A 22,791-nucleotide genomic window follows, 5' to 3' on the forward strand; every position below is an offset into this window, starting at 1 on the left:
TTAATGAGCTTCGGCGCCGATGAAGAGATCCTTCAGGATTTCCTGGTTGAGGCCGGCGAGATTCTTGAGCAACTGTCCGAACAACTGGTCGAGCTGGAAAGCCGTCCGGATGACGCAGATCTGCTCAACGCAATTTTTCGCGGTTTCCACACTGTAAAAGGGGGCGCCGGCTTCCTTCAGCTCAATGAGCTGGTGGAGTGCTGTCACATCGCCGAAAACGTGTTCGACATCCTCCGTAAGGGTGAACGTCGCGTTGATGCAGAACTGATGGACGTGGTGCTCGAAGCACTGGACGCGGTGAACAGCATGTTCAGCGAAGTCCGTGAACGCGCACCGATCACCGCTGCAACCCCGGAACTGCTGGCCGCTCTGGCGCGCCTGGCCGAACCGCAAGCGGCGGACGAAGCCCCGGCTTCGCCAGTGGCCGAGATGATCGAAGATCTGGTCGTCGAAGGCGACGCGTCGGGCGACATCACCGATAACGAATTTGAACAGCTGCTGGACTCGCTGAACGCCGTCAAGGCCGAAGCCGAAGCCCCGGTCGCTGCTGCACCTGCGCAAACGGCCGCTGAAGCCGCGAGCGATGAAATCACCGACGCCGAGTTCGAGTCGCTGCTCGATCAGTTGCACGGTAAAGGCCAGTTCGCCGTTGATGCGGTAGCCCCGACGGCGGCCGCTCCGGCAGCGCCAGCGGCAGGTGACAGCTCGGACATCACCGACGACGAATTCGAAGCCCTGCTCGATCAGTTGCACGGCAAAGGCAACTTCGCCGTTGAAGCGCTGGAGTCGGCGATTGCTTCGGCACCTGCGCCTGCTGCTCCGGCCGCCGCCGCTGCCGGCAGCGATCTGATCAGCGATCACGAATTTGAATCGCTGCTCGACGAATTGCACGGCAAAGGCAAGTTCAGCGAAGTCGGCACCGCCACGGCGGGCAGTGCTTCGACGGTTGCCACGCCAGCCGCCAAAGCACCTGCTGCCGTTGCTGCGCCCAAGGCTGCCGCCAAGCCTGAGCCGAAAGCCGAAGCGCCAAAACCGGCCGCCGCTGCTGCACCGGCTCCGGCCCGTGCGCCCGCTGCACCGCCAGCGGAAAAACCGGCGAGCGAAGCCGAGACCACCGTGCGCGTCGACACCGCACGTCTCGACGAAATCATGAACATGGTCGGCGAGTTGGTGCTGGTGCGTAACCGTCTGGTGCGCCTGGGCCTCAACAGCGGCGACGAAGCCATGTCCAAAGCCGTGTCGAACCTCGACGTGGTCACGGCCGACTTGCAGACCGCGGTGATGAAGACGCGGATGCAGCCGATCAAGAAGGTCTTCGGGCGCTTCCCGCGTCTGGTTCGCGACCTGGCACGTCAGCTGAAGAAAGAGATCAACCTGGAACTGGTGGGTGAAGAAACCGACCTCGACAAAAACCTTGTCGAGGCTCTGGCCGACCCGCTGGTCCACTTGGTGCGCAACGCCGTCGACCACGGCATCGAGTCGCCGGAAGAACGCGAAGCGTCGGGCAAGGCCCGTGGTGGTCGCGTGGTGCTGGCGGCCGAGCAAGAGGGCGACCACATCCTGCTGTCGATCTCCGATGACGGCAAAGGCATGGACCCGAACGTCCTGCGTTCGATCGCGGTAAAACGCGGCGTGATGGACAAGGACGCGGCCGATCGCCTTAGCGATACCGAGTGCTACAACCTGATTTTTGCCCCGGGTTTCTCGACCAAGACCGAGATCTCCGACGTCTCTGGCCGCGGTGTCGGCATGGACGTGGTGAAGACCAAGATTTCCCAGCTCAACGGTTCGATCAACATCTACTCGACCAAGGGCCAGGGCTCGAAGATTGTCATCAAGGTGCCGCTGACGCTGGCGATCATGCCGACGTTGATGGTCATGCTGGGCAATCAGGCGTTCGCGTTCCCGCTGGTCAACGTCAACGAAATCTTCCACCTCGACCTGTCGACCACCAACGTCGTCGACGGTCAGGAAGTGGTGATCGTGCGGGACAAGGCGCTGCCATTGTTCTACCTCAAGCGCTGGCTGGTCCGCTCTGCCGCTCACGAAGAGCAGCGTGAAGGCCATGTGGTGATCCTTTCGGTGGGTACGCAGCGGATCGGCTTCGTCGTCGATCAACTGGTCGGCCAGGAAGAAGTGGTCATCAAGCCATTGGGCAAAATGCTGCAGGGCACTCCGGGCATGTCCGGCGCCACCATCACTGGTGACGGCCGCATCGCGCTGATTCTCGATGTTCCAAGCATGCTCAAGCGTTACGCCGCACGGCGTATTTGAATCCGGGGCAGCGGGGCGACAACGTTCCGCTGCACCTAATGGAGTGTTTATGGCAGTCAAAGTCCTGGTGGTGGACGATTCGGGTTTTTTCCGCCGCCGCGTCTCGGAAATTCTTTCAGCGGATCCGAGCATCCAGGTGGTCGGCACCGCAACCAACGGTAAAGAGGCGATCGATCAGGCGCTGGCGCTCAAGCCGGACGTGATCACCATGGACTACGAGATGCCGATGATGGACGGCATCACGGCGGTGCGGCACATCATGCAGCGCTGCCCGACCCCGGTGTTGATGTTCTCCTCGCTGACCCACGAAGGCGCCCGAGTGACCCTCGATGCGCTGGATGCCGGCGCGGTGGATTTCCTGCCGAAAAATTTCGAAGACATCTCGCGTAACCCCGAGAAGGTCAAGCAACTGCTGTGCGAAAAGGTCCATAGCATCTCGCGCAGTAACCGTCGTTTCAGTGCTTACAGTGCGCCTGCGCCAGCCGCAGCGCCGGCACCGACGCCTGCTCCGGCGCCGTCGAGTTTCGGCAGCCACAGCAGCAGTCACAGCACCAGCGCCCCGGCACGTCCGGCACCTGCGCCCACACCTACTCGCGCCCCGGCGGCCAGCGCTTCGTCGCCAGCACCGAAACGCAAAGCCTACAAACTGCTTGCCATCGGCACCTCGACGGGCGGCCCAGTCGCGCTGCAGCGCGTGCTGACTCAGCTGCCAGCAAACTTCCCGGCGCCGATCGTGCTGATCCAGCACATGCCGGCGGCGTTCACCAAAGCGTTCGCCGAACGTCTCGACAAGCTCTGCCGCATCAGCGTCAAGGAAGCCGAGGATGGCGACATCCTGCGTCCGGGCCTGGCGTTGCTGGCACCGGGTGGCAAGCAAATGATGATCGACGGCCGTGGCGCGGTGAAGATTCTGCCGGGTGACGAACGTCTGAATTACAAGCCGTGCGTGGACATCACTTTCGGTTCTGCAGCGAAGTCCTACGGTGACAAAGTTCTGGCGGTCGTGCTGACCGGAATGGGCGCCGACGGCCGTGAAGGCGCACGTCTGCTCAAGCAGGGTGGCAGCTCGATCTGGGCACAAGACGAGGCAAGCTGTGTGATCTACGGCATGCCGATGGCTATCGTCAAAGCTGACCTCGCCGATGCGGTGTACAGCCTGGACGATATCGGCAAGCACATCGTCGAGGCGTGTATCTGATGGATGTTCTAAGCCTTATCGGGATCATCATGGCGTTCGTCGCCATCATCGGCGGCAACTACCTGGAAGGTGGTCACCTCGGTGCGCTGGCCAACGGCCCGGCGGCATTGATCGTACTGGGTGGCACCGTCGGTGCCGCACTGCTGCAATCGCCGATGAGCGCGTTCAAGCGCGCCATGCAGATTCTCGCCTGGATCCTGTTTCCGCCACGGGTAGATCTCGCCGGTGGCATTGATCGCGTCGTCAACTGGAGCCTCACCGCGCGCAAGGAAGGCCTGCTGGGCCTGGAAGGCGTGGCCGATGCCGAACCTGACAATTACTCGCGCAAAGGCCTGCAACTGCTGGTCGACGGTGCTGAGCCGGAAGCGATTCGCAGCATTCTCGAAGTGGATTTCTACACCCAGGAAGCCCGCGACATCGAAGCCGCCAAAGTCTTCGAAAGCATGGGCGGCTACGCGCCAACCATCGGCATCATCGGTGCGGTCATGGGCCTGATTCACGTGATGGGCAATCTGGCCGATCCGACGCAACTGGGCAGCGGTATCGCCGTGGCTTTCGTCGCGACCATTTACGGTGTCGCCAGTGCCAACCTGGTGCTGCTGCCAGTCGCGGCCAAGCTGAAGTCAATCGCGTTGCGACAATCGCGTTATCGCGAAATGTTGTTGGAAGGGATCCTGTCGATCGCCGAAGGTGAAAACCCTCGCTCCATTGAGTTGAAGCTGCAAGGCTTCATGGATTAAGGGACTAACCTCATGGCTCGTCGCAGGCATCAGGAAGAACACGTCAATCACGAGCGCTGGCTCGTGTCCTACGCGGATTTCATCACGCTGCTGTTCGCGTTCTTCGTGGTGATGTACTCGATTTCGTCGATCAACGAAGGCAAGTACAAGGAAATTTCCGAAGCGCTGGTTGGTGTCTTCAAGGACTCCGACCGCGCGCTCAAACCGATCCAGATCGGCGACGAACGACCGAAAACCGTGACCCCGGCCAAGCCGCTGGTCAAGGATGCCGAGCAGATCGACGCCGGTATCGCCGGGGCCAGCGATCCGCTGAAAAGCATCGCCGATGACATCAGCGCCGCCTTCGGCGACTTGATCAGTTCCAACCAGATGACCGTGCGCGGCAACGAGCTGTGGGTTGAGATCGAGCTCAATTCCAGCCTGTTGTTTGGCAGCGGTGACGCGATGCCGAGCGACATCGCCTTCAACATAATCGACAAGGTCGCGGCGATTCTGAAGCCGTTCGACAACCCGATCCACGTCGAAGGTTTCACCGATGACCAACCGATCCGCACCGCGCAGTACCCGACCAACTGGGAGCTGTCCTCGGCGCGTTCGGCGAGCATCGTGCGCATGCTGGCGATGCAGGGCGTGAACCCTGGCCGCTTGGCCTCGGTGGGTTACGGTGAGTTTCAACCGGTCGCCAACAACGCCACCGCTGAAGGCCGCGCACGCAACCGTCGCGTGGTGTTGGTGGTGTCGCGCAATCTCGATGTACGTCGCAGCCTCACGGGCACCGGAACCGCCAATGCGCAACCGGACGCCGCGTTGAAGCGTGCTGGCACACAAACTGCACCGACCCCGGTCAAGACGCCGGGACGCGAGAGTGCCGTCAATTCTCCGTCACCCGCATTAACACGCTGAGCTATGTCTCGGTCGAGGATATCGGTCGGGAGGAACGAACTGAATGAGAGTCTGGGCAGTCGCCAATCAAAAGGGTGGTGTCGGTAAAACCACATCTTCCATCGCTTTAGCCGGATTGCTGGCCGAGGCGGGCAAGCGTGTGGTTGTCGTCGATCTCGACCCGCACGGCTCGATGACCAGCTATTTCGGTTACGACCCCGACAGCCTGGAACACAGCAACTACGACCTGTTTCTGCACAAGGGCAACGTGCCGCAAGGCCTGCCGGGGCAGTTGCTGTTGTCGACCAGCGACGAACGTATTTCCCTGTTGCCGTCGAGCACCGCGCTGGCGACCCTTGAACGTCAGTCGCCGGGGCAGAGTGGCCTCGGTCTGGTGATCGCCAAGAGTCTGGCGCAGCTGTGGCAGGACTTCGATTATGCCGTCATCGACAGCCCGCCATTGCTCGGCGTGCTGATGGTCAATGCGCTCGCCGCGAGTCAGCAACTGGTGATCCCGGTGCAGACCGAACACCTGGCGGTCAAAGGCCTGGAGCGCATGGTCAACACCTTGGCCATGATCAATCGCTCGCGCAAACAGGCGCTGCCGTTCAGCATCGTGCCGACCTTGTTCGACCGTCGCACGCAGGCATCGATGCATACCTTGCGCGTGCTGCGCGACAAATTTCCCGACGAGATCTGGCAGGGTTACATCCCGGTCGATACCCGTCTGCGCGACGCCAGCCGTGCCGGTGTCACGCCTTCGCAATTCGACGGCAAGAGCCGTGGCGTGCTGGCCTACCGCGCGCTGCTCAAGCATCTGTTGGCGCAACAACTTGTTCCGCAGGTGGCGTGAGCATGAACCGCCCCGTCAAACTCACCTCGCGCCCGCAATTGGCCTTGCAGTCCTATCTGGAAGACTTGCTGCATGACGTTCCGGAAGCGCTGCCAGCGGTCATCGCGGCGGAACCTGACGTTGTGGAAAGCGCCGAAGCACTCGACGAATTTCAGGCAGCGGTGCTGGAAGAGCAGGCGCGTGATGCGCAGAAAACCGCCAAACCGGTTGCTGCTCCAGTCGCTGCGCCGACGGTCAAAGCGCCAGTGGCATTGATTGAAGAAACTCGCGCGCCAGTGTCGACGCTCGCGCCGTTGCTGCAAACACAGTTGCTGAAAACCACGCCGGAACCGGCTGTGGTCGAACCCGCTCCTGCTCCGGTTGCACCCGCACCCGTCGAGCAGACGCTGGTGCCGCCGCTGGTCGAAGTGCATCTGCCGCCGAACAACACGCCGCCACCGGTGGAAACCGATGGTCGCCCGGCCTGGGCCTCCGAAGCGTTCGAATGCCTGCTGTTCGACGTCGCCGGGTTGACCCTGGCCGTGCCGCTGGTGTGCCTCGGTTCGATCTATTCGCTGGCCGGTCACGAGCTGACGCCGTTGTTCGGTCAGCCGGAATGGTTCCTCGGCATTCTGCCGAGCCAGGCAGGCAACCTGAAAGTTTTGGACACCGCGCGCTGGGTCATGCCGGATCGCTACCGCGATGACTTCCGTCAGGGCCTGCAGTACGTGATTTCGGTACAAGGTTACGAGTGGGGCCTGGCGGTGCATCAGGTCAGCCGCTCGTTGCGCCTGGACCCGAATGAAATCAAATGGAGAAGTCATCGAGGTCAGCGGCCATGGCTCGCCGGCACGGTGATTGAACACATGTGCGCCTTGCTCGATGTATCCGCACTGGCCGAGTTGATCGCCAGTGGCGGGGCAAAGCACATGTCCGGCAGTAAGCCGAACCACAAATCGACATAACAGACACTACCGGCATCGATATGCCGGAAAACGAAACATACACCGCTAGGGCGGTACTTCGAGGGGCTAGGGTATGAACGACAAGGCGACGGCGGCAAAGGGTTCTGAAGATCCGATCCTGCAATGGGTGACCTTCAAGCTGGACAACGAAACCTACGGCATCAACGTGATGCGCGTTCAGGAAGTGCTGCGCTACACCGAAATCGCTCCGGTGCCGGGCGCGCCAAGCTACGTGCTGGGCATCATCAACCTGCGCGGTAACGTGGTCACCGTGATCGACACCCGTCAGCGCTTCGGCCTGAACAGCGGCGAGATCAGCGACAACACCCGTATCGTCATCATCGAAGCCGACAAGCAAGTCGTTGGCATCATGGTCGACAGCGTGGCCGAAGTGGTTTACCTGCGTCAGTCGGAAATCGAGACCGCGCCAAACGTCGGCAACGAAGAGTCGGCCAAGTTCATCCAGGGCGTGTGCAACAAGAACAACGAGTTGCTGATCCTGGTCGAGCTGGACAAGATGATGAGCGAAGAAGAATGGTCGGACCTGGAGAATATCTGATTGATTCTCGAGGTCGCGGTCATTGTCCTGTTCCTTTTCTGGGCAGGCACGCTGGCAATGTTTGTGTCGTACATCAAGGCGCAAAAAGTGATTGCTGCACAACAGGCTCAGGGCGATGCGCTGCGTGATCAGCGCATCAAAGACCTGGCCAAACGTGTCGACGATTACCAGAACGGTAACGTGCGCATGGGCGAAGCGCTGCACGAACTGCGTGCGGTGGTGAGCCCGTTGCCAGACAAGATTGTTGCGCTGGAACAGCGCGACCCATCCAGCCTGTCATTCGCCCAAGCGGCGAAACTGGTGGGCATGGGCGCGAGCGTTGATGAACTGACTCAGTCGTGTGGCTTGACCCAGGCTGAGGCGGAGTTGATGCGTAAACTACATAAAGGCAGCTAAGAGCTTCGAGCTTTTAGCGGCAAGCAAGATCAAAAGATCGCAGCCTTCGGCAGCTCCTGCATAGATCCCATGTAGGAGCTGCCGAAGGCTGCGATCTTTTGCTTTCAGGGCTTAGTAATCATCGCCGCGTAGGGTGACGTCTTTCTCGACCATCGGCGCGTCCGGGTCGTGTCCCTCGGGGAATTTCCCCTTCAGATTCCACGCAAACGCGATGATCTCGGCGATTGTCCGGTACAACTCTTCCGGAATGCTGTCGCCCAGTTCCATCCGTGCCAACAAGCGCACCAACTCGGCATTCTCATAAATCGGCACTTCGCAGTCGCGAGCGATGCGCAGGATTTCTTCGGCCAGTTCTTCATCACCCTTGGCGGTGAGAGTCGGGGCGTGGTTGCCGTCGTATTTGAGGGCGATGGCCTGGCGTGGGGCAGTGGAATCGTTCATGCGGTTTCGTCGACCCAGCGGTGTTCGAGGCGGGTTTGGTTGCCTTGCGGCGGGGTGCCGAGATGGCAGTCGAGATCGCCCACGTTCAGCCCGCGATCAAGCAGACGCTGGCGCAGAGCGAACAGGTTGTTTTCGATCAGGTCAGCGGTGTACGGCCGTTCGGCCCAGAGCTGGCTGGACAGGCTGCCGGCGATCAGCTGCGCCTGAATCTGCATCGGCCCGAGCGGTTCCATGTCGAACGCCAGATCGACGCGCCACAGGTGTTGTTTGGGTTCACGTTCGTCGCGACGTTCGTTCGGCTGCGGTTCGCGCTCCGGCGCTTCTTCACGCTGGAACTTCACCTGTAGCGGCACGATGTCCTGCAGGTTGCGCATGGGGATTTCCAGCTGCCAGGTGCTGAGCAGGCGTCCATCATCGGTGACGCCGGTCTGCTCCAGACTCGACAGTTGATGGCTTTGCAGACGCGAAACCGCCGCAGCGGCCAGTCGCAGCAGCTGTTCCAGATCGCCTTCGCCTTCCAGATTTTGCAGCAGGCGGTCGGGCAGGGGGAAGCTGCTCGGCACCGGTTTGGCACTGACTTGGCCGAGGGTGCCGAGAGCGTTGCGGACGAAACTCGGCAGCGCCTGCGCGAGGGTGTTGGCGGCGATGATCGCGTTGAAACTGGTGCTGCTGGGCAAGCCCGGCGTCAGTTGCGCGATCAGCTTGAGCAGATCGGCTTTCATGTCTGGCGCCAGTGTCGGGTTCTGGCCGCCGAGCAGTTTCGCTTCGAGAAAGGCGCCGCTGTTGGCCAGGGCCAGCGCGACACCTTTGGCGGTGCTCAGTTGCTGCACGTCGGGCAGGCTGGCGAGCAATTTGTCGACCACTGCGCGCAGGTCCTGCGACGTCTGATCGGTGTCGGCCGGCAGGTTTTGCAGCGCGTTCAACAAACCCGTCAGCGAGGCTTGGCGGCTTTGCTGGCCAAGCAGTTGCTGGCTGACAGCGAGTTGCTCCTGTCGGCTGCTCATCGGCAGGAATTTCAGGGTTTGCGTGTCTTCGACCAGCGCCGACAGCAGGGTGCCGATGCGCAGCGGTTGCGGACTGTCGATGGTCAATGTGCTGCCGCTCTGGGCGGTGTTGAGCAAACTGACCAGCGAGCGAAACACCGTCGCCTGTCCCGGCGTTTGCGGCAGCACTTGCGAGGTCAATACTTTGCCCTGCAGCAGGGTGCCGACCGGCAATTGCGCGGTGTCGATGCGGGTGAGGGCGGCGACGCTGCTGGCGATGGCTTGCTGCACGGTGATCGCCAGATTGCCCGCCGAGGGCTGGGTGATCGCCAGACTGGTGCCCTGTGGCAACGGCAGATTGCTGGTCGCCTGCACGGTAGTCTGGCGGCCGCTTTCCAGCGTCACCTTGAGCAGTAACTGGAAAGTCTGATCCGCTTGCTTGAGCGACAACACCTCAGCCTTGGCGCTTTGCCCGGCACTGATCAAGCCCTCGACCGGGGTCAACAGCTTCAGCAACTCACCGACCTGCGGGCGAACGGTCGCCGGGGTGGTGGGCGGGAGCGGGAGGATGTTCATTTCGCCTGTCATACGCGGACACAACCTGAGGAAATTGCACTCTTGAGAGTAAGGCACGCCATGTATAATGCCGCGCGTCTTGCGCTTCGATCAAAAAACATAACAATTGTTTGACGCAGCTCTCTAGATTGCGCCGTCAATGCATCTATGCTGCATCTCTTTAACGGCCGCACCAGAGCCGACTTGAACCGTATAAGGCCCGTGATCCCTTGACCAGTCCTGTCCTGCAAACCGTTGCCCTCGCGTGTGAACGTGATCTGCGGCTGCTCTTCGAAAATCTCGAATTGAGACTGGCCAGTGGCGATATGGTGCAGATCAGCGGTCCCAACGGCAGCGGTAAAACCAGTTTATTGCGCTTGTTGGCCGGGCTGATGCAGCCGACCGACGGTCAGGTCCTGCTCAATGGTCAGCCGCTGACCGAGCAACGCAGCGAACTCGCACGCAATCTGCTGTGGATCGGCCACGCTGCCGGGATCAAGGATCTGCTGACCCCGGAAGAGAATCTGTCTTGGCTCTGCGCCCTGCATCATCCCGCCGAACGCGAGGCGATCTGGCAAGCGCTGGCAGCGGTAGGATTGCGCGGATTCGAAGATGTTCCTTGCCACAGCCTGTCCGCCGGTCAGCAACGCCGCGTGGCGCTGGCGCGGTTGTATCTCGACAGCCCGCCGTTGTGGATTCTCGATGAGCCATTCACCGCCCTCGACAAGCAGGGCGTGGCGCAACTCGAAGAACACCTGGCCCGGCACTGCGAGCGTGGCGGTCTGGTGGTCTTGACCACGCACCACACGCTGAGCCGGATGCCGGCCGGTTATCGCGACATCGATCTGGGGAACTGGGCAGTATGAGTGTGTTTGGCCTGCTGGTTGCCCGTGAATCCCGACTGCTGTTTCGCCGCCCGGCGGAACTCGCCAATCCACTGATTTTCTTCGCCATCGTCATCGCTTTGTTCCCGCTGGCCGTCGGCCCGGAAACTCAAGTGTTGCAAAACCTGTCCCCCGGGTTAGTCTGGGTGGCGGCGCTTTTGTCGGTCCTGCTCTCGCTGGACGGGCTTTTCCGCAGTGATTTCGAAGATGGCTCCCTGGAACAGTGGGTCCTTTCGTCGCACCCGCTGCCACTTCTGGTTTTGGCCAAGGTGCTGGCACACTGGCTTTTCTCCGGTCTGGCACTGGTTCTGCTCTCGCCCTTGCTGGCGTTGATGCTCGGTTTGCCCGTCGCCTGCCTGCCGGTTTTGCTGCTTTCGTTGTTGTTGGGCACACCGGTGCTGAGCTTGCTCGGCGCGGTGGGCGCGGCATTGACGGTCGGTTTGAAACGTGGCGGCCTGTTGCTGGCGCTGCTGATTCTACCGTTGTACATCCCGGTGTTGATCCTCGGCAGTGGCGCCTTGCAGGCAGCCCTCCAAGGCATGCCGGCGACCGGGTATCTGCTGTGGCTTGGTAGCCTGACCGCTCTGGCGATCACCCTGACACCCTTTGCAATAGCCGCTGGCCTGAAGATCAGCGTCGGCGAATAATGAGGTCTGATCATTTTTTGATCAGTAAAGACCCTGGCTCTTCATAGCGAAGGGCACCCGTGATGGAAACAGTATGAACTGGACCTGGTTTCACAAGCTCGGCTCGCCCAAGTGGTTCTACGGCATCAGCAGCAAGTTCTTGCCGTGGTTGAGCATCGCAGCGTTGCTGCTGATTGGTGTCGGCGTCGTTTGGGGCCTGGCCTTCGCGCCGCCGGACTATCAGCAAGGCAACAGCTTTCGCATCATCTACATCCACGTGCCTGCCGCGATGCTCGCTCAGTCGATCTACGTGATGCTGGCGGTGTGCGGTGTGGTCGGGCTGGTGTGGAAGATGAAACTGGCCGACGTCGCCCTGCAATGCGCGGCGCCGATCGGTGCGTGGATGACCGCCGTGGCGCTGGTCACCGGGGCGATCTGGGGCAAACCGACCTGGGGTTCGTGGTGGGTCTGGGACGCGCGCCTGACCTCGATGCTGATTCTGCTGTTTCTGTATTTCGGCGTGATCGCGCTGGGCAATGCGATCAGCAACCGCGACAGCGCCGCCAAGGCCTGCGCGGTGCTGGCCATCGTCGGAGTGATCAACATCCCGATCATCAAATATTCGGTGGAGTGGTGGAACACCCTGCACCAGGGCGCGACCTTCACCCTCACGGAAAAACCGGCAATGCCCGCCGAGATGTGGCTGCCGCTGTTGCTGACCGTGCTGGGTTTCTACTGCTTCTTCGGCGCCGTGCTGTTGCTGCGCATGCGCCTCGAAGTGCTCAAGCGTGAAGCCCGCGCCAGTTGGGTGAAAGAAGAAGTGCAGCACAGTCTGGGGGCCGCTCGATGAGTTTTGCTTCAGTCGGCGACTTCCTCGCCATGGGTCATCATGGCCTTTATGTGTGGTCGGCCTACGGCATCTGTCTGGCGGTGCTGGCCTTCAACGTGGCGGCGCCGATCCTGGCCCGCAAGCGGTATCTGCAACAAGAGGCGCGTCGTCTGCGCCGGGAGAACGGCAAGTGAATCCGCTGCGCAAGAAACGTCTGATCATCATTCTGGCCATTCTGGTCGGGGTCGGCGCTGCCGTCGGCCTGGCCTTGAGCGCCCTGCAGCAGAACATCAATCTGTTCTACACCCCGACCCAGATTGCCAACGGCGAAGCGCCGCAAGACACGCGGATCCGCGCTGGCGGCATGGTTGAGGCCGGTTCGTTGCAACGCTCGCCGGATTCGCTGGACGTCAAATTCGTCGTCACCGACTTCAATAAATCCGTGACCATCGCCTACCGCGGCATCCTCCCGGATCTGTTCCGCGAAGGGCAGGGCATCGTGGCGCTGGGCAAGCTCAATGCCGACGGTGTCGTGGTGGCCGATGAAGTGCTGGCCAAGCACGACGAAAAGTACATGCCTCCAGAAGTGACCAAAGCCTTGAAAGACAGCGGTCAATCCGCACCAACGCCTGCGAAGGAGGGTTGATCGATGACGTCGGCGATTTTTATTCCTGAGTTGGGCCATCTGGCGATGATTCTGGCGCTGTGTTTTGCGCTGGTGCAGGCCGTGGTGCCATTGGTTGGCGCGTGGCGCGGTGACCGTTTCTGGATGAGTCTGGCCCAGCCGGCTGCGTGGGGACAGTTTGCGTTTTTGCTGTTCGCCTTCGGCGCGTTGACTTACGCGTTCATGGTCGACGACTTCTCCGTCGCCTACGTGGCGAATAACTCGAATACCGCGTTGCCGTGGTATTACAAATTCAGCGCGGTGTGGGGCGCCCACGAAGGTTCGTTGTTGCTGTGGGCATTGATCCTCGGTGGCTGGACGTTCGCGGTGTCGGTGTTCTCGCGGCAATTGCCGCAAGTGATGCTCGCCCGCGTCCTGGCGGTGATGGGCATGATCAGCACCGGTTTCCTGTTGTTCCTGATCCTTACGTCCAACCCGTTCAAACGCATCCTGCCGCAAATGCCCAGCAATGGCGCTGACCTCAATCCCCTGTTGCAAGACATCGGCCTGATCGTTCACCCGCCAATGTTGTACATGGGCTACGTCGGCTTTTCGGTGGCCTTCGCCTTCGCCATCGCGGCGTTGATGGGCGGTCGTCTTGATGCCGCGTGGGCGCGCTGGTCACGTCCGTGGACGATTGTGGCCTGGGCCTTCCTCGGCATCGGCATCACCCTCGGATCGTGGTGGGCGTATTACGAACTTGGCTGGGGCGGCTGGTGGTTCTGGGACCCGGTGGAAAACGCCTCCTTCATGCCTTGGCTGGTCGGCACCGCGCTGATCCACTCGCTGGCGGTCACGGAAAAACGTGGCGTGTTCAAGAGCTGGACGGTATTGCTGGCGATTGCCGCGTTCTCGCTGAGCTTGCTCGGGACGTTCCTCGTACGATCCGGCGTGCTGACCTCGGTGCACGCGTTCGCCTCCGATCCGGAGCGCGGCGTGTTTATTCTGATCTTCCTGTTGTTTGTAGTCGGTGGCTCGCTGACGCTGTTCGCCCTGCGCGCACCCGTGGTCAAGAGTCAGGTCGGTTTCAACCTGTGGTCGCGGGAAACCCTGCTGCTGGGCAACAACCTGGTGCTGGTCGTCGCCGCGTCGATGATCCTGCTCGGCACCCTGTATCCGCTGATTCTCGATGCGATCAGTGGCGCCAAGCTGTCGGTCGGCCCGCCGTACTTCAACGCGTTGTTCATTCCGTTGATGGCGCTGTTGATGGTGGTGATGGCGATCGGCATGGTCGTGCGCTGGAAAGACACCCCGGTGAAATGGCTGGTGAACATGCTGACTCCGGTGTTGCTGGGTAGCGTGGCGCTGGCCGTGGTTGCCGGTATCGCTTACGGCGATTTCAACTGGGCGGTGATCGCGACCTTCCTGCTCGCCGCGTGGGTGTTGCTCGCCGGCGTGCGCGACATCTTCGACAAGACTCGCCACAAAGGCCTGATCAAAGGCTTGCCGACCCTGACCCGCAGCTATTGGGGCATGCAGATCGCTCACCTCGGCATCGCGGTTTGCGCGTTGGGCGTGGTGTTGTCGAGCCAGAACAGTGCCGAGCGCGATCTGCGTCTGGCGCCGGGCGAATCGATGGACCTGGCCGGCTATCACTTCGTTTTCGAAGGCGCCAAGCACTTCGAAGGGCCGAACTTCACCTCCGACAAAGGCACCATCCGGGTCATTCGTGATGGCAAGGAAGTCAGCGTGCTGCACCCGGAAAAACGTCTGTACACCGTACAGAATTCGGTCATGACCGAAGCCGGGATCGATGCCGGTTTCACTCGTGACTTGTATGTCGCATTGGGCGAGCCGCTGGACAACGGTGCGTGGGCGGTGCGCGTACACGTCAAACCGTTCGTGCGCTGGATCTGGTTCGGCGGTTTGCTGACCGGTTTCGGTGGGTTGCTGGCGGCGCTGGATCGACGTTATCGGGTCAAGGTGAAAGCCAAGGTGCGTGAAGCCCTGGGTATGACGGGAGCGGCGGCATGAGACGTTGGTTGATGTTGGTGCCATTGGCGATTTTCCTGCTGGTGGCGGTGTTTCTTTATCGCGGTCTGTACCTTGATCCGGCGGAATTGCCGTCGGCGATGATCAACAAGCCGTTCCCGGAGTTTTCCCTGCCAAACGTGCAGGGCGACAAGAGCCTGACCAAGGCCGACATTCTTGGCAAGCCAGCGCTGGTCAACGTTTGGGGCACTTGGTGTATTTCCTGCCGGGTCGAGCATCCGGTGCTGAACAAACTCGCCGAGCGCGGCGTGGTGATCTACGGCATCAACTACAAGGACACCAATGCCGATGCCTTGAAGTGGCTGGCCGAGTTCCACAACCCGTACGTGCTGGACATCCGTGACGACGAAGGCTCGCTGGGCCTCAATCTCGGCGTCTACGGTGCGCCGGAAACCTTCTTCATCGACGCCAAGGGCATCATCCGCGACAAGTACGTCGGCGTGATCGACGAGCAGGTCTGGCGTGAAAAACTCGCGGCCAAGTATCAGGCGCTGGTCGATGAGGCCAAGCCATGAAGCGTTTTTTAGCGGCCCTGGTATTGGGCTTGAGTCTGGTCGGTGTGGCCCATGCCGCGATCGACACTTATGAGTTCGCCAAAGAAGCGGATCGCGAGCGTTTCCGCGAGTTGACCAAAGAGTTGCGCTGCCCCAAGTGCCAGAATCAGGACATCGCTGACTCCAATGCGCCTATTGCTGCTGACCTGCGCAAAGAGATTTTCCGCATGCTCGGTGAAGGCAAGGACAATCAGCAGATCATCGATTTCATGGTTGATCGCTACGGTGATTTCGTCCGCTACAAACCGGCGCTCAACGCCAAGACTGCGCTGCTGTGGTTCGGCCCTGCCGGTTTGCTGCTCGGTGGATTGGTGGTGATCGCGGTGATCGTTCGCCGTCGTCGCGGGCAACGCACCGAAACCCCGCAATCGCTTAGCGCCGATGAGCGTCAGCGCCTCGACCAACTGTTGGATAAAAACCAAGAATGATTGATTTCTGGCTTGCCGCAGGGCTGTTGCTTCTGGTCGCCCTGAGTTTTCTGCTGATCCCGGTGCTGCGCGAACGTCGCGCCCAGCGTGAAGAAGATCGGACTGCCCTGAACGTTGCGCTGTATCAGGAACGTGTTGCCGAATTGCAATCGCAACAGGCTGAAGGTGTGCTCGACGCGGCGCAAATGGACAGCGGTCGTGCTGAAGCTGCGCGTGAATTGCTCGCGGATACCGAAGGCGTTGCCGCACCGCGCGTTTCCCGATTGGGCAAGCCGTTGCCGCTGTTGGCGGCGGTGCTGGTGCCGGTGTTGGGCCTGGGTCTGTACATGCACTTCGGCGCTGCCGACAAGGTCGAACTGACCCGCGAATTCGCCCAGGCACCGCAGTCGATGGAAGAGATGACCCAGCGTCTGGAACGTGCCGTCGCGGCGCAACCGGACTCTGCCGAAGGCCTGTATTTCCTCGGCCGTACCTACATGGCGCAAGAGCGTCCGGCGGACGCGGCGAAGATGTTCGAACGCGCTGCCAATCTGGCCGGTCGCCAGCCGGAACTGCTCGGGCAATGGGCGCAGGCGCAGTATTTTGCTGACGGCAAAAAGTGGTCGGCGAAGATCCAGGCGCTGACCGACGAAGCGCTCAAGGCTGATCCAAAGGAAGTCACCAGCCTCGGTCTGCTCGGCATCGCCGCGTTCGAAGGCGAGCGTTATCAGCAAGCCATCGATTACTGGAACCGCTTGCTGGCGCAACTGCCGCCGGAGGACAGTTCCCGCGCCGCGCTGCAAGGCGGGATCAAGCGCGCCGCCGAGCGCCTGGAAGCCAGCGGTGGCAAGGTCGCTCAGGCACCTGTAGCCGCGAAAACCGCGCTGTTGAAAGTCAGCGTCGATCTGGCCAGCGAGCTCAAAGGCAAAGTGCAGCCGGGTGATAGCGTGTTCATCTTCGCCCGCGCCACGTCCGGCCCGCCGGCACCACTGGCGGCCAAGCGTTTGACCGTGGCCGATCTGCCAGTCACCGTCGAACTGGGCGATGCCGACGCCATGATGCCGCAGTTGAAACTGTCGAACTTCCCTGAAGTCCAACTGGTTGCGCGCATCTCCCGCGCCGGCCAGCCAACGGCCGGTGAGTGGATCGGTCGCAGCGGCCCTCTGGCCAGCAGCACCACTGCGCTACAAAAACTGACCATCGACAGCCCGGACAAATAGTCGGGCACAACAGGAAAGCACCGCTATGCACACCATCGCCCGAATCACAGTCCTCACACTGGCCCTGGGCTTGAGTGCATGTGCGGTGCAACGACCGGAACCGACGACCAACCTGCCGCCGATCCCTCCGTCACAACCCAGCCCGACCCCATCGACCTCGCCGACCCCAGGCAAAAGCATCCCGGCGAAACCGGCCAAACCCGTGCCGCGCACCTCGGCCAGCTTCGCCCCACCACCGGGCGGCAACAGCCACTGGGATCAGAAACTCGGCGTCTACGTTCTCGACGACCAGACCAACACCTTCTACCGCCAACGCACCTACTACCGCTGGAACAATGGCTGGAGCCGCGCCGTCAGCCCCAACGGCCCATGGGAAGACACCAACATCCACGGCGTGCCACCGGGGTTGGGCAAGCAGTTCGGGCAGTAAAACGAAAACGGCGATCTTTGGATCGCCGTTTTTTTAGAGGCTTAGCACTTGCCGTACTGTAGGAGCTGGCGAAGCCTGCGATCTTTTGATCTTGCTGTTCAACTGGCCAACACCCCCTGCACATACTCAACAAACGCCCGCGCCTTGGCGCTGGCCATTCTTCCCGTCGGAAACACCGCCCATAAATCCAGATCGGGGAGGGTCCAGTCGTGCATGACGGTTTTCACTGCGCCGCTGGCCAGTTCCGGGGCGAACATCCATTCGGAGGCCAGCGTCAGGCCCTGATCGGCCAGCACGGCTTCGCGTACGCCCTCAGCCGCGCTGACGCGCAAACGTCCGCTGAGGATCACCGATTGTTGCTCCGTGCCTTTGGTGAACTGCCAGGTGTTGCCTCCTCCGAGGTTGTAGACGACTGCTTGGTGTTTGCTCAATTCGGCAGGACAGGCCGGTTCGCCGTACTTGGCAAAGTAAGCCGGTGTGCCAAGCACCACGCGGCGGCAGTCAGCGATCTTGCGGGCGGTGAGTCCCGAGTCGCTGAGTGCACCCATGCGCAAGGCAATGTCGATGCCTTCTTCGACCAGATTGATGTTGCGGTCGTCGAGCATCAGGTCGATGTTCAGTTGCGGGTGCTGATCGAGGAACGGCCCCAGTTGCGGCACGATGTGCAGGCGGCCGAAGGTCACGGCGGCGCTGATGCGCAAGCTGCCGCTCAGACCGCTGGCGCTGCCACGCGCAGCGTTATCGGCCTCGTCAGCTTCTTCGAGGGCGCGTTTGGCCCGTTCGAAAAAGGCCAAGCCGGCTTCGGTCGGGGTCAGGCCGCGAGTCGAACGCAGAAGCAGGCTGACCGCCAGGCGCTTTTCCAGATGAGCGATGGTTTTCGAAACGGCGGGCTGGCCGATGTTCAAGCGCCGGGCGGCGGCGGAAAACGAGCCGGTTTCGACGACGCAGACGAAAGTTTCCATGGCGGCGAGGCGGTCCATCAATGCTCCTGTACACATCGGGAAAATTGTCGTGGAACCCTGTGGGAACCAACCCTGCTGGCGATAGCGGTGGGTCAGGTTATTCAATGCTGACTGAACAGACGCTATCGCCAGCAGGGCTGGCTCCCACAGGGGACTTGGGGGGTTAGTTAGAACGCGGCTTTGCCGATTGAGGCGCCGCCGTCGACAAACAGTGTTTGCCCGGTGATAAAGCCGCTCTGCTCGGACAGCAAAAAGGCAATCGCCGAGGCAATCTCCTCCGGTTGCCCAAGCCTTCCCATCGGCACCCCGGCCAGATAGCGCGCTTCACCCTCGCTGCCCGGCGGATTGTTGGCGCGAAACAGTTCGGTCTCGGTCGGCCCCGGTGCCACGGCGTTCACGGTGATCCCGGTCTGCGCCAACTCCAGTGCCCACGAGCGGGTGAAACTGATCAGCGCCGCTTTCGCCGCCGCATACGCCGTGCGCTGGGTGATGCCCAACACCGTCAGGCTGGAGATATTCACCACCCGCCCCCAACCCCGCGTGCGCATTCCCGGCAACAACGTCTGGGTCGCCTGCAACGCTGAATGCAGATTGAGCCGCATCACATCGTCGAAGGCGTCCAGTTCGATTTCGCCCAACGCCTGCGGTCGCACCAGCCCGACGTTGTTCACCAAACCGTCGAACTCGTAAGTGCGCGCGAGCTCCGACAGCACCTCACCGGTCAACTTGCGATCGCTCAGATCCAGCGGAAACAGAATCCCCGGAAAGCTCAGATCCGGCTGGCGAGCAATCCCCACCACCCGATGCCCGGCGCGGTCGAGATGTTCGGCCAGCGCCCGGCCAATGCCTTTGCTGGCGCCGGTGATGAGGAAAGTACGTCGGGTCATGGCAACTCCAGGGCATGGATCATCGATTCAGCCGCGCAATGCATCCAGCATCGCTTCAGGCTCGGGACGCTGAGTGTAATCCGGGTTGACCTCGGCGTAACGAATCACGCCATCCTGACCGATCACGTAGCGCGCCGGCATCGGCAAGGTCCAGGCCGGATCATCGTTGAAAGTCGGAAGGTCATTGCGCAGATTTTTGTACAGTTCGATCAGGTAGTCCGGCAACTCGAAGCGCAAACCGAAGGCTGCGGCGACGTCGTTGCGTGGATCGCTGAGGATCGGGAATTGCAGTTCGTTGATGCGTTGCGACTTGCGGCTGTTGGCAGCGATCTGCGGTGAAATCGCCAGCAGACTCGCTCCAGCGTCCCGAATCGCTGGCAGAAAAGCCTGTAATGCCTGCAACTCCATGTTGCAGTACGGGCACCAGACGCCACGATAAAACGTCAGCACCAGAGGCCCTTGTACCAGCCGATCGGCGGACGAGACCGGGTTGCCCTCAGGGTCTTTCAAGGTGAACAGCGGCGCCGTATCGCCGACCTTCAAGGCACGACCGGCGGCGCCGGAGGCGATCAGTTCGGCAGTGGCGCGCTCCATCACCGGGTGGATGTCGGCCGGGGCGTTGTAAGGTGGTTTGCCAGCCTTGAAGTCGGCTTTGAAGGCATCGAGTTTTGCTTGCAGGGTCATGGTCGAAAGTCCTGAAGAAGCGCCGGTAGTGGCTGGGTTCAAGAGTGACCGTCAGGCACGGGGAGGGGAACGCAGGTGCGTGGCATAGCATTCATGCTCGGCGGGAATGAATGAAAACTCACACTCTGCAAAACAACCGGACGTCGCATTGCGGTTTCCTGTGCTTAAATAAAGATAACTCTAGGGTTATTTTTAACAGGCTAGGCTAAGGAGGCGATTGGCCGGGTTGTATAACCCGCCAGCCAGTTACCAAGGAGATCCATAATGCAATATCCAATCTGCATCGAATGGGGTGACGAAAATACCGCCATTGGTATTCAGATCCCCGATATTCCCGGCGCCGTTACGGCAGGGGATAGCTTTGAAGATGCCTACAATGCGGCGGTTGAAATCGCCCACATCATGCTGCAAGAGATTGCGGCGGACGGTGAGTCGATCCCTATGCCGACATCGGCATCCGCCCATCGCAGTAATCCGGAATTCGCCGATATGGGCTGGGGCATGCTGGAACTGGATATCTCGCCGTATCTCGGCAAGACCGAGAAGGTCAACGTGACGCTGCCCGGTTACGTGATCCAGCGAATCGATCGTTATGTGCGCGAGCACAACGTCAAAAGCCGCTCCTCCTTTCTCGCGGACGCGGCGATGGAAAAACTGGTTCGATATTGAACGTCATCGCTCCCACGGGCGTAGTGAATAACCTGTGGGAGCGAGCTTGCTCGCGAAGCTTTTGACGCTTTACGCCGTTGCCAATGAGCCGCGCTGCGAAGCACTCAAAAACCGTAACAACGCCAACAGCGGAAACACACTGCCGACAATCACGATCCACAACCAGCCGCCATGCTCGTACACCGCACTGGCCACCGACGAACCGAACGCGCCGCCGATGAAGATGCTGGTCATGTACAGCGCGTTCAGACGGCCACGGCTTTTCGCGTCCAGCGAGTAAACGGCGCGTTGGCCGAGCACCATGTTCATCTGTACGCAGAAGTCGAGGACCACGCCGGTCACGGCCAGGCCGATAACGCTGTAGGCGGGGTGGATGAACGCGGGCAGGAAGCTCAGGCTGGCGAACAGCATGGCCAGCAGCGAGGCGATGCGGGTATGACCGGCATCGGCAAGACGCCCGCTGATTGGCGCGGCGATGGCACCGATGGCACCGACCAGAGCAAAAATAGCGATCTCGCTTTGCGACAGACCATGGTTGCGCGCCAGTTCCAGCGGCACCGCAGTCCAGAACAGGCTGAACGTGGCGAACATGCAGCCCTGATAAAACGCACGCTGACGCAATACCGGTTGCTGACGCAGGAGGGTCCACAGCGAGCCAATCAGTTGACCATAAGTGGCGCTGTGATCGGGTTGGCGCTTGGGCACGGTCAGTGCCAAGACAACGCTGATTGCCGCCATCAATGCGGCAGCAATCATGAACATCGCCCGCCAGCCTAAATGGTCGGCGACCACACTCGACACCGGCCGCGCCAGCAAAATACCCAGCAGCAAGCCGCCCATGATCCCGCCAACCACCCGGCCACGGGATTCTTCCGGCGCCAAATGCGCCGCGAGTGGAATCAGAATCTGCACCGACACCGAACTGAAGCCCACCAGCAACGAGATCAGCAAAAACACATTCGGTTGATCGGTAAACGCCGCCGCCAACAGGCTGGCAATCGCCACCACCGTGGTGATGATCATCAACCGGCGGTTTTCCAGCAGATCGCCCAGCGGCACCAGGAAGAACAGGCCCAGCGCATAACCGATTTGCGTCAGCGAGACGATGAAGCTGGCCATGGTGTCGGAGAGACCAATGTCCGGCGCGATAAGACCGATGATTGGCTGCGCGTAGTAGATGTTGGCAACGATGGCGCCGCAGCAGAAGGCGAACAGCAGCACCATGCCTCGGGTCATTGCGTGAGCGGTGGTGGTCATAAGGTTTCTCGATCCAGCGAAAGGGAGTGCGGTGAGGCTATGGGACAAACCGGGCAGGCAGAAGACGCCGGCGGTTGATATCAGTTATTCCGTTGCGGAATGACCCGATGCTATCGACTTGTCATCCATCGGCGGACCTTGCGCCCGACCGTTGAGGGTCGATGATACATTCACTTACATCCTGTTCGATAGCGTGCTTATGTTTGCATCGGCTTGTTCCACATTCATGACCGGAGGATTGCCATGAAGCTTCGCCTTATCGCAACGATTGTCCTGATCAGCCTGCTCGGCGCGACGAGCGTGCAGGCCGCTGATGCACCGGGGATGCGCCTCGGCGTGCGCGGCGAGATCACCGGGGTTAGCGCCGACTCACTGAAAGTCCACGTCAACAGCGGCGAGAACGTGGTGATTCAGTTGGCGGCCGACACCAAGGTTCGCGCCGTCACCCTGGCCAATATCGAAGACATCAAGCCCGGTAGCTACATCGGTTCGGCAGCAATGCCACAGGAAGACGGCACACTCAAAGCGCTGGAAGTGCACGTGTTCCCGCCGGAGCTGGCGGGCAGCGGCGATGGCCATCGTCCATTCGATCTGGGCAAGGGCAGCAGCATGACCAATGGCAGCGTCGGTGATCTGGTGGTGAGCAACGGACGGGTGCTGACGGTGAACTACAAGGGCGGGCAACAGAAGATCCTGGTCCCGGAGGATGTGCCGATCGTCAATCTGCAGCCGGGTGATCGAAGCTTGCTCAAGGTTGGCGTGAAGATCGTGACGTTCGTCACGCAGAGTGCGGATGGCACGCTGACGGCGCAATCGATTTCTGCCGGCAAGGACGGAGTTACCCCACCGATGTAACGGCCTGAACACAATCCCCCGTAGGAGCTGCCGAAGGCTGCGATCT

Annotated in this window: 26 protein-coding genes; 20 read left to right on the forward strand and 6 right to left on the reverse strand. The window is 61.0% G+C overall.

Annotated elements, in window-relative coordinates; all coding sequences use genetic code 11:
• Positions 1 to 3 precede the first annotated feature (3 nt).
• The 8 genes from AC3Y64_RS07875 (at position 4) to AC3Y64_RS07910 (ending at position 7,846) form a co-directional block, all read left to right on the forward strand.
• Positions 4 to 2,274: a chemotaxis protein CheA gene (locus AC3Y64_RS07875; protein WP_489987038.1), complete on the forward strand. Its 2,271-nt coding sequence runs from the start codon at positions 4 to 6 to the stop codon at positions 2,272 to 2,274.
• A 49-nt stretch (positions 2,275 to 2,323) separates the two neighbouring features.
• Positions 2,324 to 3,472 carry a protein-glutamate methylesterase/protein-glutamine glutaminase gene (locus AC3Y64_RS07880; RefSeq protein ID WP_489987039.1) on the forward strand — a complete coding sequence of 383 codons (1,149 nt, stop codon included), beginning with the start codon at positions 2,324 to 2,326 and terminating at the stop codon, positions 3,470 to 3,472.
• Positions 3,472 to 4,212 (forward strand): flagellar motor protein, encoded by a 741-nt coding sequence (locus AC3Y64_RS07885; protein WP_007919994.1) that lies wholly within the window; start codon positions 3,472 to 3,474, stop codon positions 4,210 to 4,212. Before AC3Y64_RS07880 ends, AC3Y64_RS07885 begins: the two co-directional genes overlap by 1 nt.
• Before the next feature lie 12 nt (positions 4,213 to 4,224).
• Complete coding sequence (gene motD / locus AC3Y64_RS07890) at positions 4,225 to 5,115, forward strand: flagellar motor protein MotD (RefSeq protein WP_489987040.1); 891 nt, start codon at positions 4,225 to 4,227, stop codon at positions 5,113 to 5,115.
• Between the two features lie 43 nt (positions 5,116 to 5,158).
• Positions 5,159 to 5,947 carry a ParA family protein gene (locus AC3Y64_RS07895; protein ID WP_158959464.1) on the forward strand — a complete coding sequence of 263 codons (789 nt, stop codon included), beginning with the start codon at positions 5,159 to 5,161 and terminating at the stop codon, positions 5,945 to 5,947.
• Between the two features lie 2 nt (positions 5,948 to 5,949).
• A complete protein-coding gene (locus AC3Y64_RS07900; RefSeq protein ID WP_489987041.1) occupies positions 5,950 to 6,891 on the forward strand; it encodes a CheW domain-containing protein in 942 nt (313 codons plus the stop codon).
• Positions 6,892 to 6,964: 73 nt separating this feature from the next.
• The gene (locus tag AC3Y64_RS07905; protein WP_108226832.1) at positions 6,965 to 7,450 is read left to right on the forward strand and encodes a chemotaxis protein CheW; all 486 of its coding nucleotides are present in this window, start codon (positions 6,965 to 6,967) and stop codon (positions 7,448 to 7,450) included.
• On the forward strand, positions 7,451 to 7,846 hold the full coding sequence (locus AC3Y64_RS07910) for a DUF2802 domain-containing protein (protein WP_158959466.1): 396 nt from the start codon (positions 7,451 to 7,453) through the stop codon (positions 7,844 to 7,846). It abuts the gene before it with no gap.
• Positions 7,847 to 7,957: 111 nt separating this feature from the next.
• Here AC3Y64_RS07910 and AC3Y64_RS07915 read toward each other — a convergent pair whose 3' ends face one another.
• Both AC3Y64_RS07915 and fliK read right to left on the reverse strand, forming a co-directional pair.
• Positions 7,958 to 8,287 carry an EscU/YscU/HrcU family type III secretion system export apparatus switch protein gene (locus AC3Y64_RS07915; RefSeq protein ID WP_489987042.1) on the reverse strand — a complete coding sequence of 110 codons (330 nt, stop codon included), beginning with the start codon at positions 8,285 to 8,287 and terminating at the stop codon, positions 7,958 to 7,960.
• Positions 8,284 to 9,858 carry a flagellar hook-length control protein FliK gene (fliK, locus tag AC3Y64_RS07920; RefSeq protein WP_489987043.1) on the reverse strand — a complete coding sequence of 525 codons (1,575 nt, stop codon included), beginning with the start codon at positions 9,856 to 9,858 and terminating at the stop codon, positions 8,284 to 8,286. The genes AC3Y64_RS07915 and fliK overlap by 4 nt, the downstream gene beginning before the upstream one ends.
• A gap of 197 nt (positions 9,859 to 10,055) precedes the next feature.
• Here fliK and ccmA point away from each other — a divergent pair, with 197 nt between their 5' ends.
• From ccmA to AC3Y64_RS07970, 10 genes are all read left to right on the forward strand, one after another.
• Positions 10,056 to 10,691 carry a cytochrome c biogenesis heme-transporting ATPase CcmA gene (gene ccmA, locus AC3Y64_RS07925; RefSeq protein ID WP_489987044.1) on the forward strand — a complete coding sequence of 212 codons (636 nt, stop codon included), beginning with the start codon at positions 10,056 to 10,058 and terminating at the stop codon, positions 10,689 to 10,691.
• Complete coding sequence (gene ccmB / locus AC3Y64_RS07930; protein WP_034151525.1) at positions 10,688 to 11,356, forward strand: heme exporter protein CcmB; 669 nt, start codon at positions 10,688 to 10,690, stop codon at positions 11,354 to 11,356. The genes ccmA and ccmB overlap by 4 nt, the downstream gene beginning before the upstream one ends.
• A gap of 73 nt (positions 11,357 to 11,429) precedes the next feature.
• On the forward strand, positions 11,430 to 12,185 hold the full coding sequence (locus AC3Y64_RS07935) for a heme ABC transporter permease (protein WP_440095764.1): 756 nt from the start codon (positions 11,430 to 11,432) through the stop codon (positions 12,183 to 12,185).
• Positions 12,182 to 12,358, forward strand: a complete 177-nt coding sequence (ccmD, locus tag AC3Y64_RS07940; RefSeq protein WP_489987045.1) for a heme exporter protein CcmD — start codon at positions 12,182 to 12,184, stop codon at positions 12,356 to 12,358. The genes AC3Y64_RS07935 and ccmD overlap by 4 nt, the downstream gene beginning before the upstream one ends.
• Positions 12,355 to 12,810, forward strand: a complete 456-nt coding sequence (ccmE, locus tag AC3Y64_RS07945) for a cytochrome c maturation protein CcmE (RefSeq protein ID WP_126361305.1) — start codon at positions 12,355 to 12,357, stop codon at positions 12,808 to 12,810. The genes ccmD and ccmE overlap by 4 nt, the downstream gene beginning before the upstream one ends.
• Before the next feature lie 3 nt (positions 12,811 to 12,813).
• Positions 12,814 to 14,802 carry a heme lyase CcmF/NrfE family subunit gene (locus tag AC3Y64_RS07950; RefSeq protein ID WP_489987046.1) on the forward strand — a complete coding sequence of 663 codons (1,989 nt, stop codon included), beginning with the start codon at positions 12,814 to 12,816 and terminating at the stop codon, positions 14,800 to 14,802.
• Positions 14,799 to 15,335, forward strand: coding sequence for a DsbE family thiol:disulfide interchange protein (locus AC3Y64_RS07955; protein WP_016987490.1), 537 nt, complete (start codon positions 14,799 to 14,801; stop codon positions 15,333 to 15,335). The genes AC3Y64_RS07950 and AC3Y64_RS07955 overlap by 4 nt, the downstream gene beginning before the upstream one ends.
• Positions 15,332 to 15,802, forward strand: a complete 471-nt coding sequence (locus AC3Y64_RS07960) for a cytochrome c-type biogenesis protein (protein WP_489987047.1) — start codon at positions 15,332 to 15,334, stop codon at positions 15,800 to 15,802. Before AC3Y64_RS07955 ends, AC3Y64_RS07960 begins: the two co-directional genes overlap by 4 nt.
• The gene (gene ccmI, locus AC3Y64_RS07965; RefSeq protein WP_489987048.1) at positions 15,799 to 17,001 is read left to right on the forward strand and encodes a c-type cytochrome biogenesis protein CcmI; all 1,203 of its coding nucleotides are present in this window, start codon (positions 15,799 to 15,801) and stop codon (positions 16,999 to 17,001) included. Before AC3Y64_RS07960 ends, ccmI begins: the two co-directional genes overlap by 4 nt.
• Before the next feature lie 25 nt (positions 17,002 to 17,026).
• A complete protein-coding gene (locus AC3Y64_RS07970; protein WP_095119920.1) occupies positions 17,027 to 17,431 on the forward strand; it encodes a hypothetical protein in 405 nt (134 codons plus the stop codon).
• Positions 17,432 to 17,529: 98 nt separating this feature from the next.
• Here the strand turns inward: AC3Y64_RS07970 and AC3Y64_RS07975 are convergent, their stop codons facing one another.
• The 3 genes from AC3Y64_RS07975 to AC3Y64_RS07985 form a co-directional block, all read right to left on the reverse strand.
• Positions 17,530 to 18,411 carry a LysR family transcriptional regulator gene (locus AC3Y64_RS07975; protein WP_489987049.1) on the reverse strand — a complete coding sequence of 294 codons (882 nt, stop codon included), beginning with the start codon at positions 18,409 to 18,411 and terminating at the stop codon, positions 17,530 to 17,532.
• A gap of 149 nt (positions 18,412 to 18,560) precedes the next feature.
• Positions 18,561 to 19,280 (reverse strand): SDR family oxidoreductase, encoded by a 720-nt coding sequence (locus tag AC3Y64_RS07980; RefSeq protein WP_489987050.1) that lies wholly within the window; start codon positions 19,278 to 19,280, stop codon positions 18,561 to 18,563.
• A gap of 27 nt (positions 19,281 to 19,307) precedes the next feature.
• Positions 19,308 to 19,964 (reverse strand): peroxiredoxin-like family protein, encoded by a 657-nt coding sequence (locus AC3Y64_RS07985; RefSeq protein ID WP_489987051.1) that lies wholly within the window; start codon positions 19,962 to 19,964, stop codon positions 19,308 to 19,310.
• A gap of 264 nt (positions 19,965 to 20,228) precedes the next feature.
• On the opposite strand from AC3Y64_RS07985, the gene AC3Y64_RS07990 reads away from it, so the two are divergent.
• The gene (locus AC3Y64_RS07990; protein ID WP_122844880.1) at positions 20,229 to 20,633 is read left to right on the forward strand and encodes a type II toxin-antitoxin system HicB family antitoxin; all 405 of its coding nucleotides are present in this window, start codon (positions 20,229 to 20,231) and stop codon (positions 20,631 to 20,633) included.
• 69 nt (positions 20,634 to 20,702) lie between these two features.
• Here AC3Y64_RS07990 and AC3Y64_RS07995 read toward each other — a convergent pair whose 3' ends face one another.
• Positions 20,703 to 21,890, reverse strand: a complete 1,188-nt coding sequence (locus AC3Y64_RS07995; RefSeq protein ID WP_463573041.1) for an MFS transporter — start codon at positions 21,888 to 21,890, stop codon at positions 20,703 to 20,705.
• Positions 21,891 to 22,133: 243 nt separating this feature from the next.
• Between AC3Y64_RS07995 and AC3Y64_RS08000 the strand changes: the two genes are divergently transcribed.
• The gene (locus AC3Y64_RS08000; protein WP_489987052.1) at positions 22,134 to 22,745 is read left to right on the forward strand and encodes a hypothetical protein; all 612 of its coding nucleotides are present in this window, start codon (positions 22,134 to 22,136) and stop codon (positions 22,743 to 22,745) included.
• The last annotated feature ends 46 nt before the right edge of the window (positions 22,746 to 22,791 follow it).

It is taken from the genome of Pseudomonas sp. 4CAES_32.4 (genome assembly GCF_058136335.1).

Coding starts and splice junctions, on each gene's coding strand:
- AC3Y64_RS07875 (WP_489987038.1), top strand. CDS start 4: ATGAGCTTCGGCGCCGATGAAGAGATCCTTCAGGATTTCCTGGTTGAG.
- AC3Y64_RS07880 (WP_489987039.1), top strand. CDS start 2,324: ATGGCAGTCAAAGTCCTGGTGGTGGACGATTCGGGTTTTTTCCGCCGC.
- AC3Y64_RS07885 (WP_007919994.1), top strand. CDS start 3,472: ATGGATGTTCTAAGCCTTATCGGGATCATCATGGCGTTCGTCGCCATC.
- motD (WP_489987040.1), top strand. CDS start 4,225: ATGGCTCGTCGCAGGCATCAGGAAGAACACGTCAATCACGAGCGCTGG.
- AC3Y64_RS07895 (WP_158959464.1), top strand. CDS start 5,159: ATGAGAGTCTGGGCAGTCGCCAATCAAAAGGGTGGTGTCGGTAAAACC.
- AC3Y64_RS07900 (WP_489987041.1), top strand. CDS start 5,950: ATGAACCGCCCCGTCAAACTCACCTCGCGCCCGCAATTGGCCTTGCAG.
- AC3Y64_RS07905 (WP_108226832.1), top strand. CDS start 6,965: ATGAACGACAAGGCGACGGCGGCAAAGGGTTCTGAAGATCCGATCCTG.
- AC3Y64_RS07915 (WP_489987042.1), bottom strand. CDS start 8,287: ATGAACGATTCCACTGCCCCACGCCAGGCCATCGCCCTCAAATACGAC.
- fliK (WP_489987043.1), bottom strand. CDS start 9,858: ATGACAGGCGAAATGAACATCCTCCCGCTCCCGCCCACCACCCCGGCG.
- ccmB (WP_034151525.1), top strand. CDS start 10,688: ATGAGTGTGTTTGGCCTGCTGGTTGCCCGTGAATCCCGACTGCTGTTT.
- AC3Y64_RS07935 (WP_440095764.1), top strand. CDS start 11,430: ATGAACTGGACCTGGTTTCACAAGCTCGGCTCGCCCAAGTGGTTCTAC.
- ccmD (WP_489987045.1), top strand. CDS start 12,182: ATGAGTTTTGCTTCAGTCGGCGACTTCCTCGCCATGGGTCATCATGGC.
- AC3Y64_RS07950 (WP_489987046.1), top strand. CDS start 12,814: ATGACGTCGGCGATTTTTATTCCTGAGTTGGGCCATCTGGCGATGATT.
- AC3Y64_RS07955 (WP_016987490.1), top strand. CDS start 14,799: ATGAGACGTTGGTTGATGTTGGTGCCATTGGCGATTTTCCTGCTGGTG.
- AC3Y64_RS07960 (WP_489987047.1), top strand. CDS start 15,332: ATGAAGCGTTTTTTAGCGGCCCTGGTATTGGGCTTGAGTCTGGTCGGT.
- ccmI (WP_489987048.1), top strand. CDS start 15,799: ATGATTGATTTCTGGCTTGCCGCAGGGCTGTTGCTTCTGGTCGCCCTG.
- AC3Y64_RS07970 (WP_095119920.1), top strand. CDS start 17,027: ATGCACACCATCGCCCGAATCACAGTCCTCACACTGGCCCTGGGCTTG.
- AC3Y64_RS07975 (WP_489987049.1), bottom strand. CDS start 18,411: ATGGACCGCCTCGCCGCCATGGAAACTTTCGTCTGCGTCGTCGAAACC.
- AC3Y64_RS07980 (WP_489987050.1), bottom strand. CDS start 19,280: ATGACCCGACGTACTTTCCTCATCACCGGCGCCAGCAAAGGCATTGGC.
- AC3Y64_RS07985 (WP_489987051.1), bottom strand. CDS start 19,964: ATGACCCTGCAAGCAAAACTCGATGCCTTCAAAGCCGACTTCAAGGCT.
- AC3Y64_RS07990 (WP_122844880.1), top strand. CDS start 20,229: ATGCAATATCCAATCTGCATCGAATGGGGTGACGAAAATACCGCCATT.
- AC3Y64_RS07995 (WP_463573041.1), bottom strand. CDS start 21,890: ATGACCACCACCGCTCACGCAATGACCCGAGGCATGGTGCTGCTGTTC.
- AC3Y64_RS08000 (WP_489987052.1), top strand. CDS start 22,134: ATGAAGCTTCGCCTTATCGCAACGATTGTCCTGATCAGCCTGCTCGGC.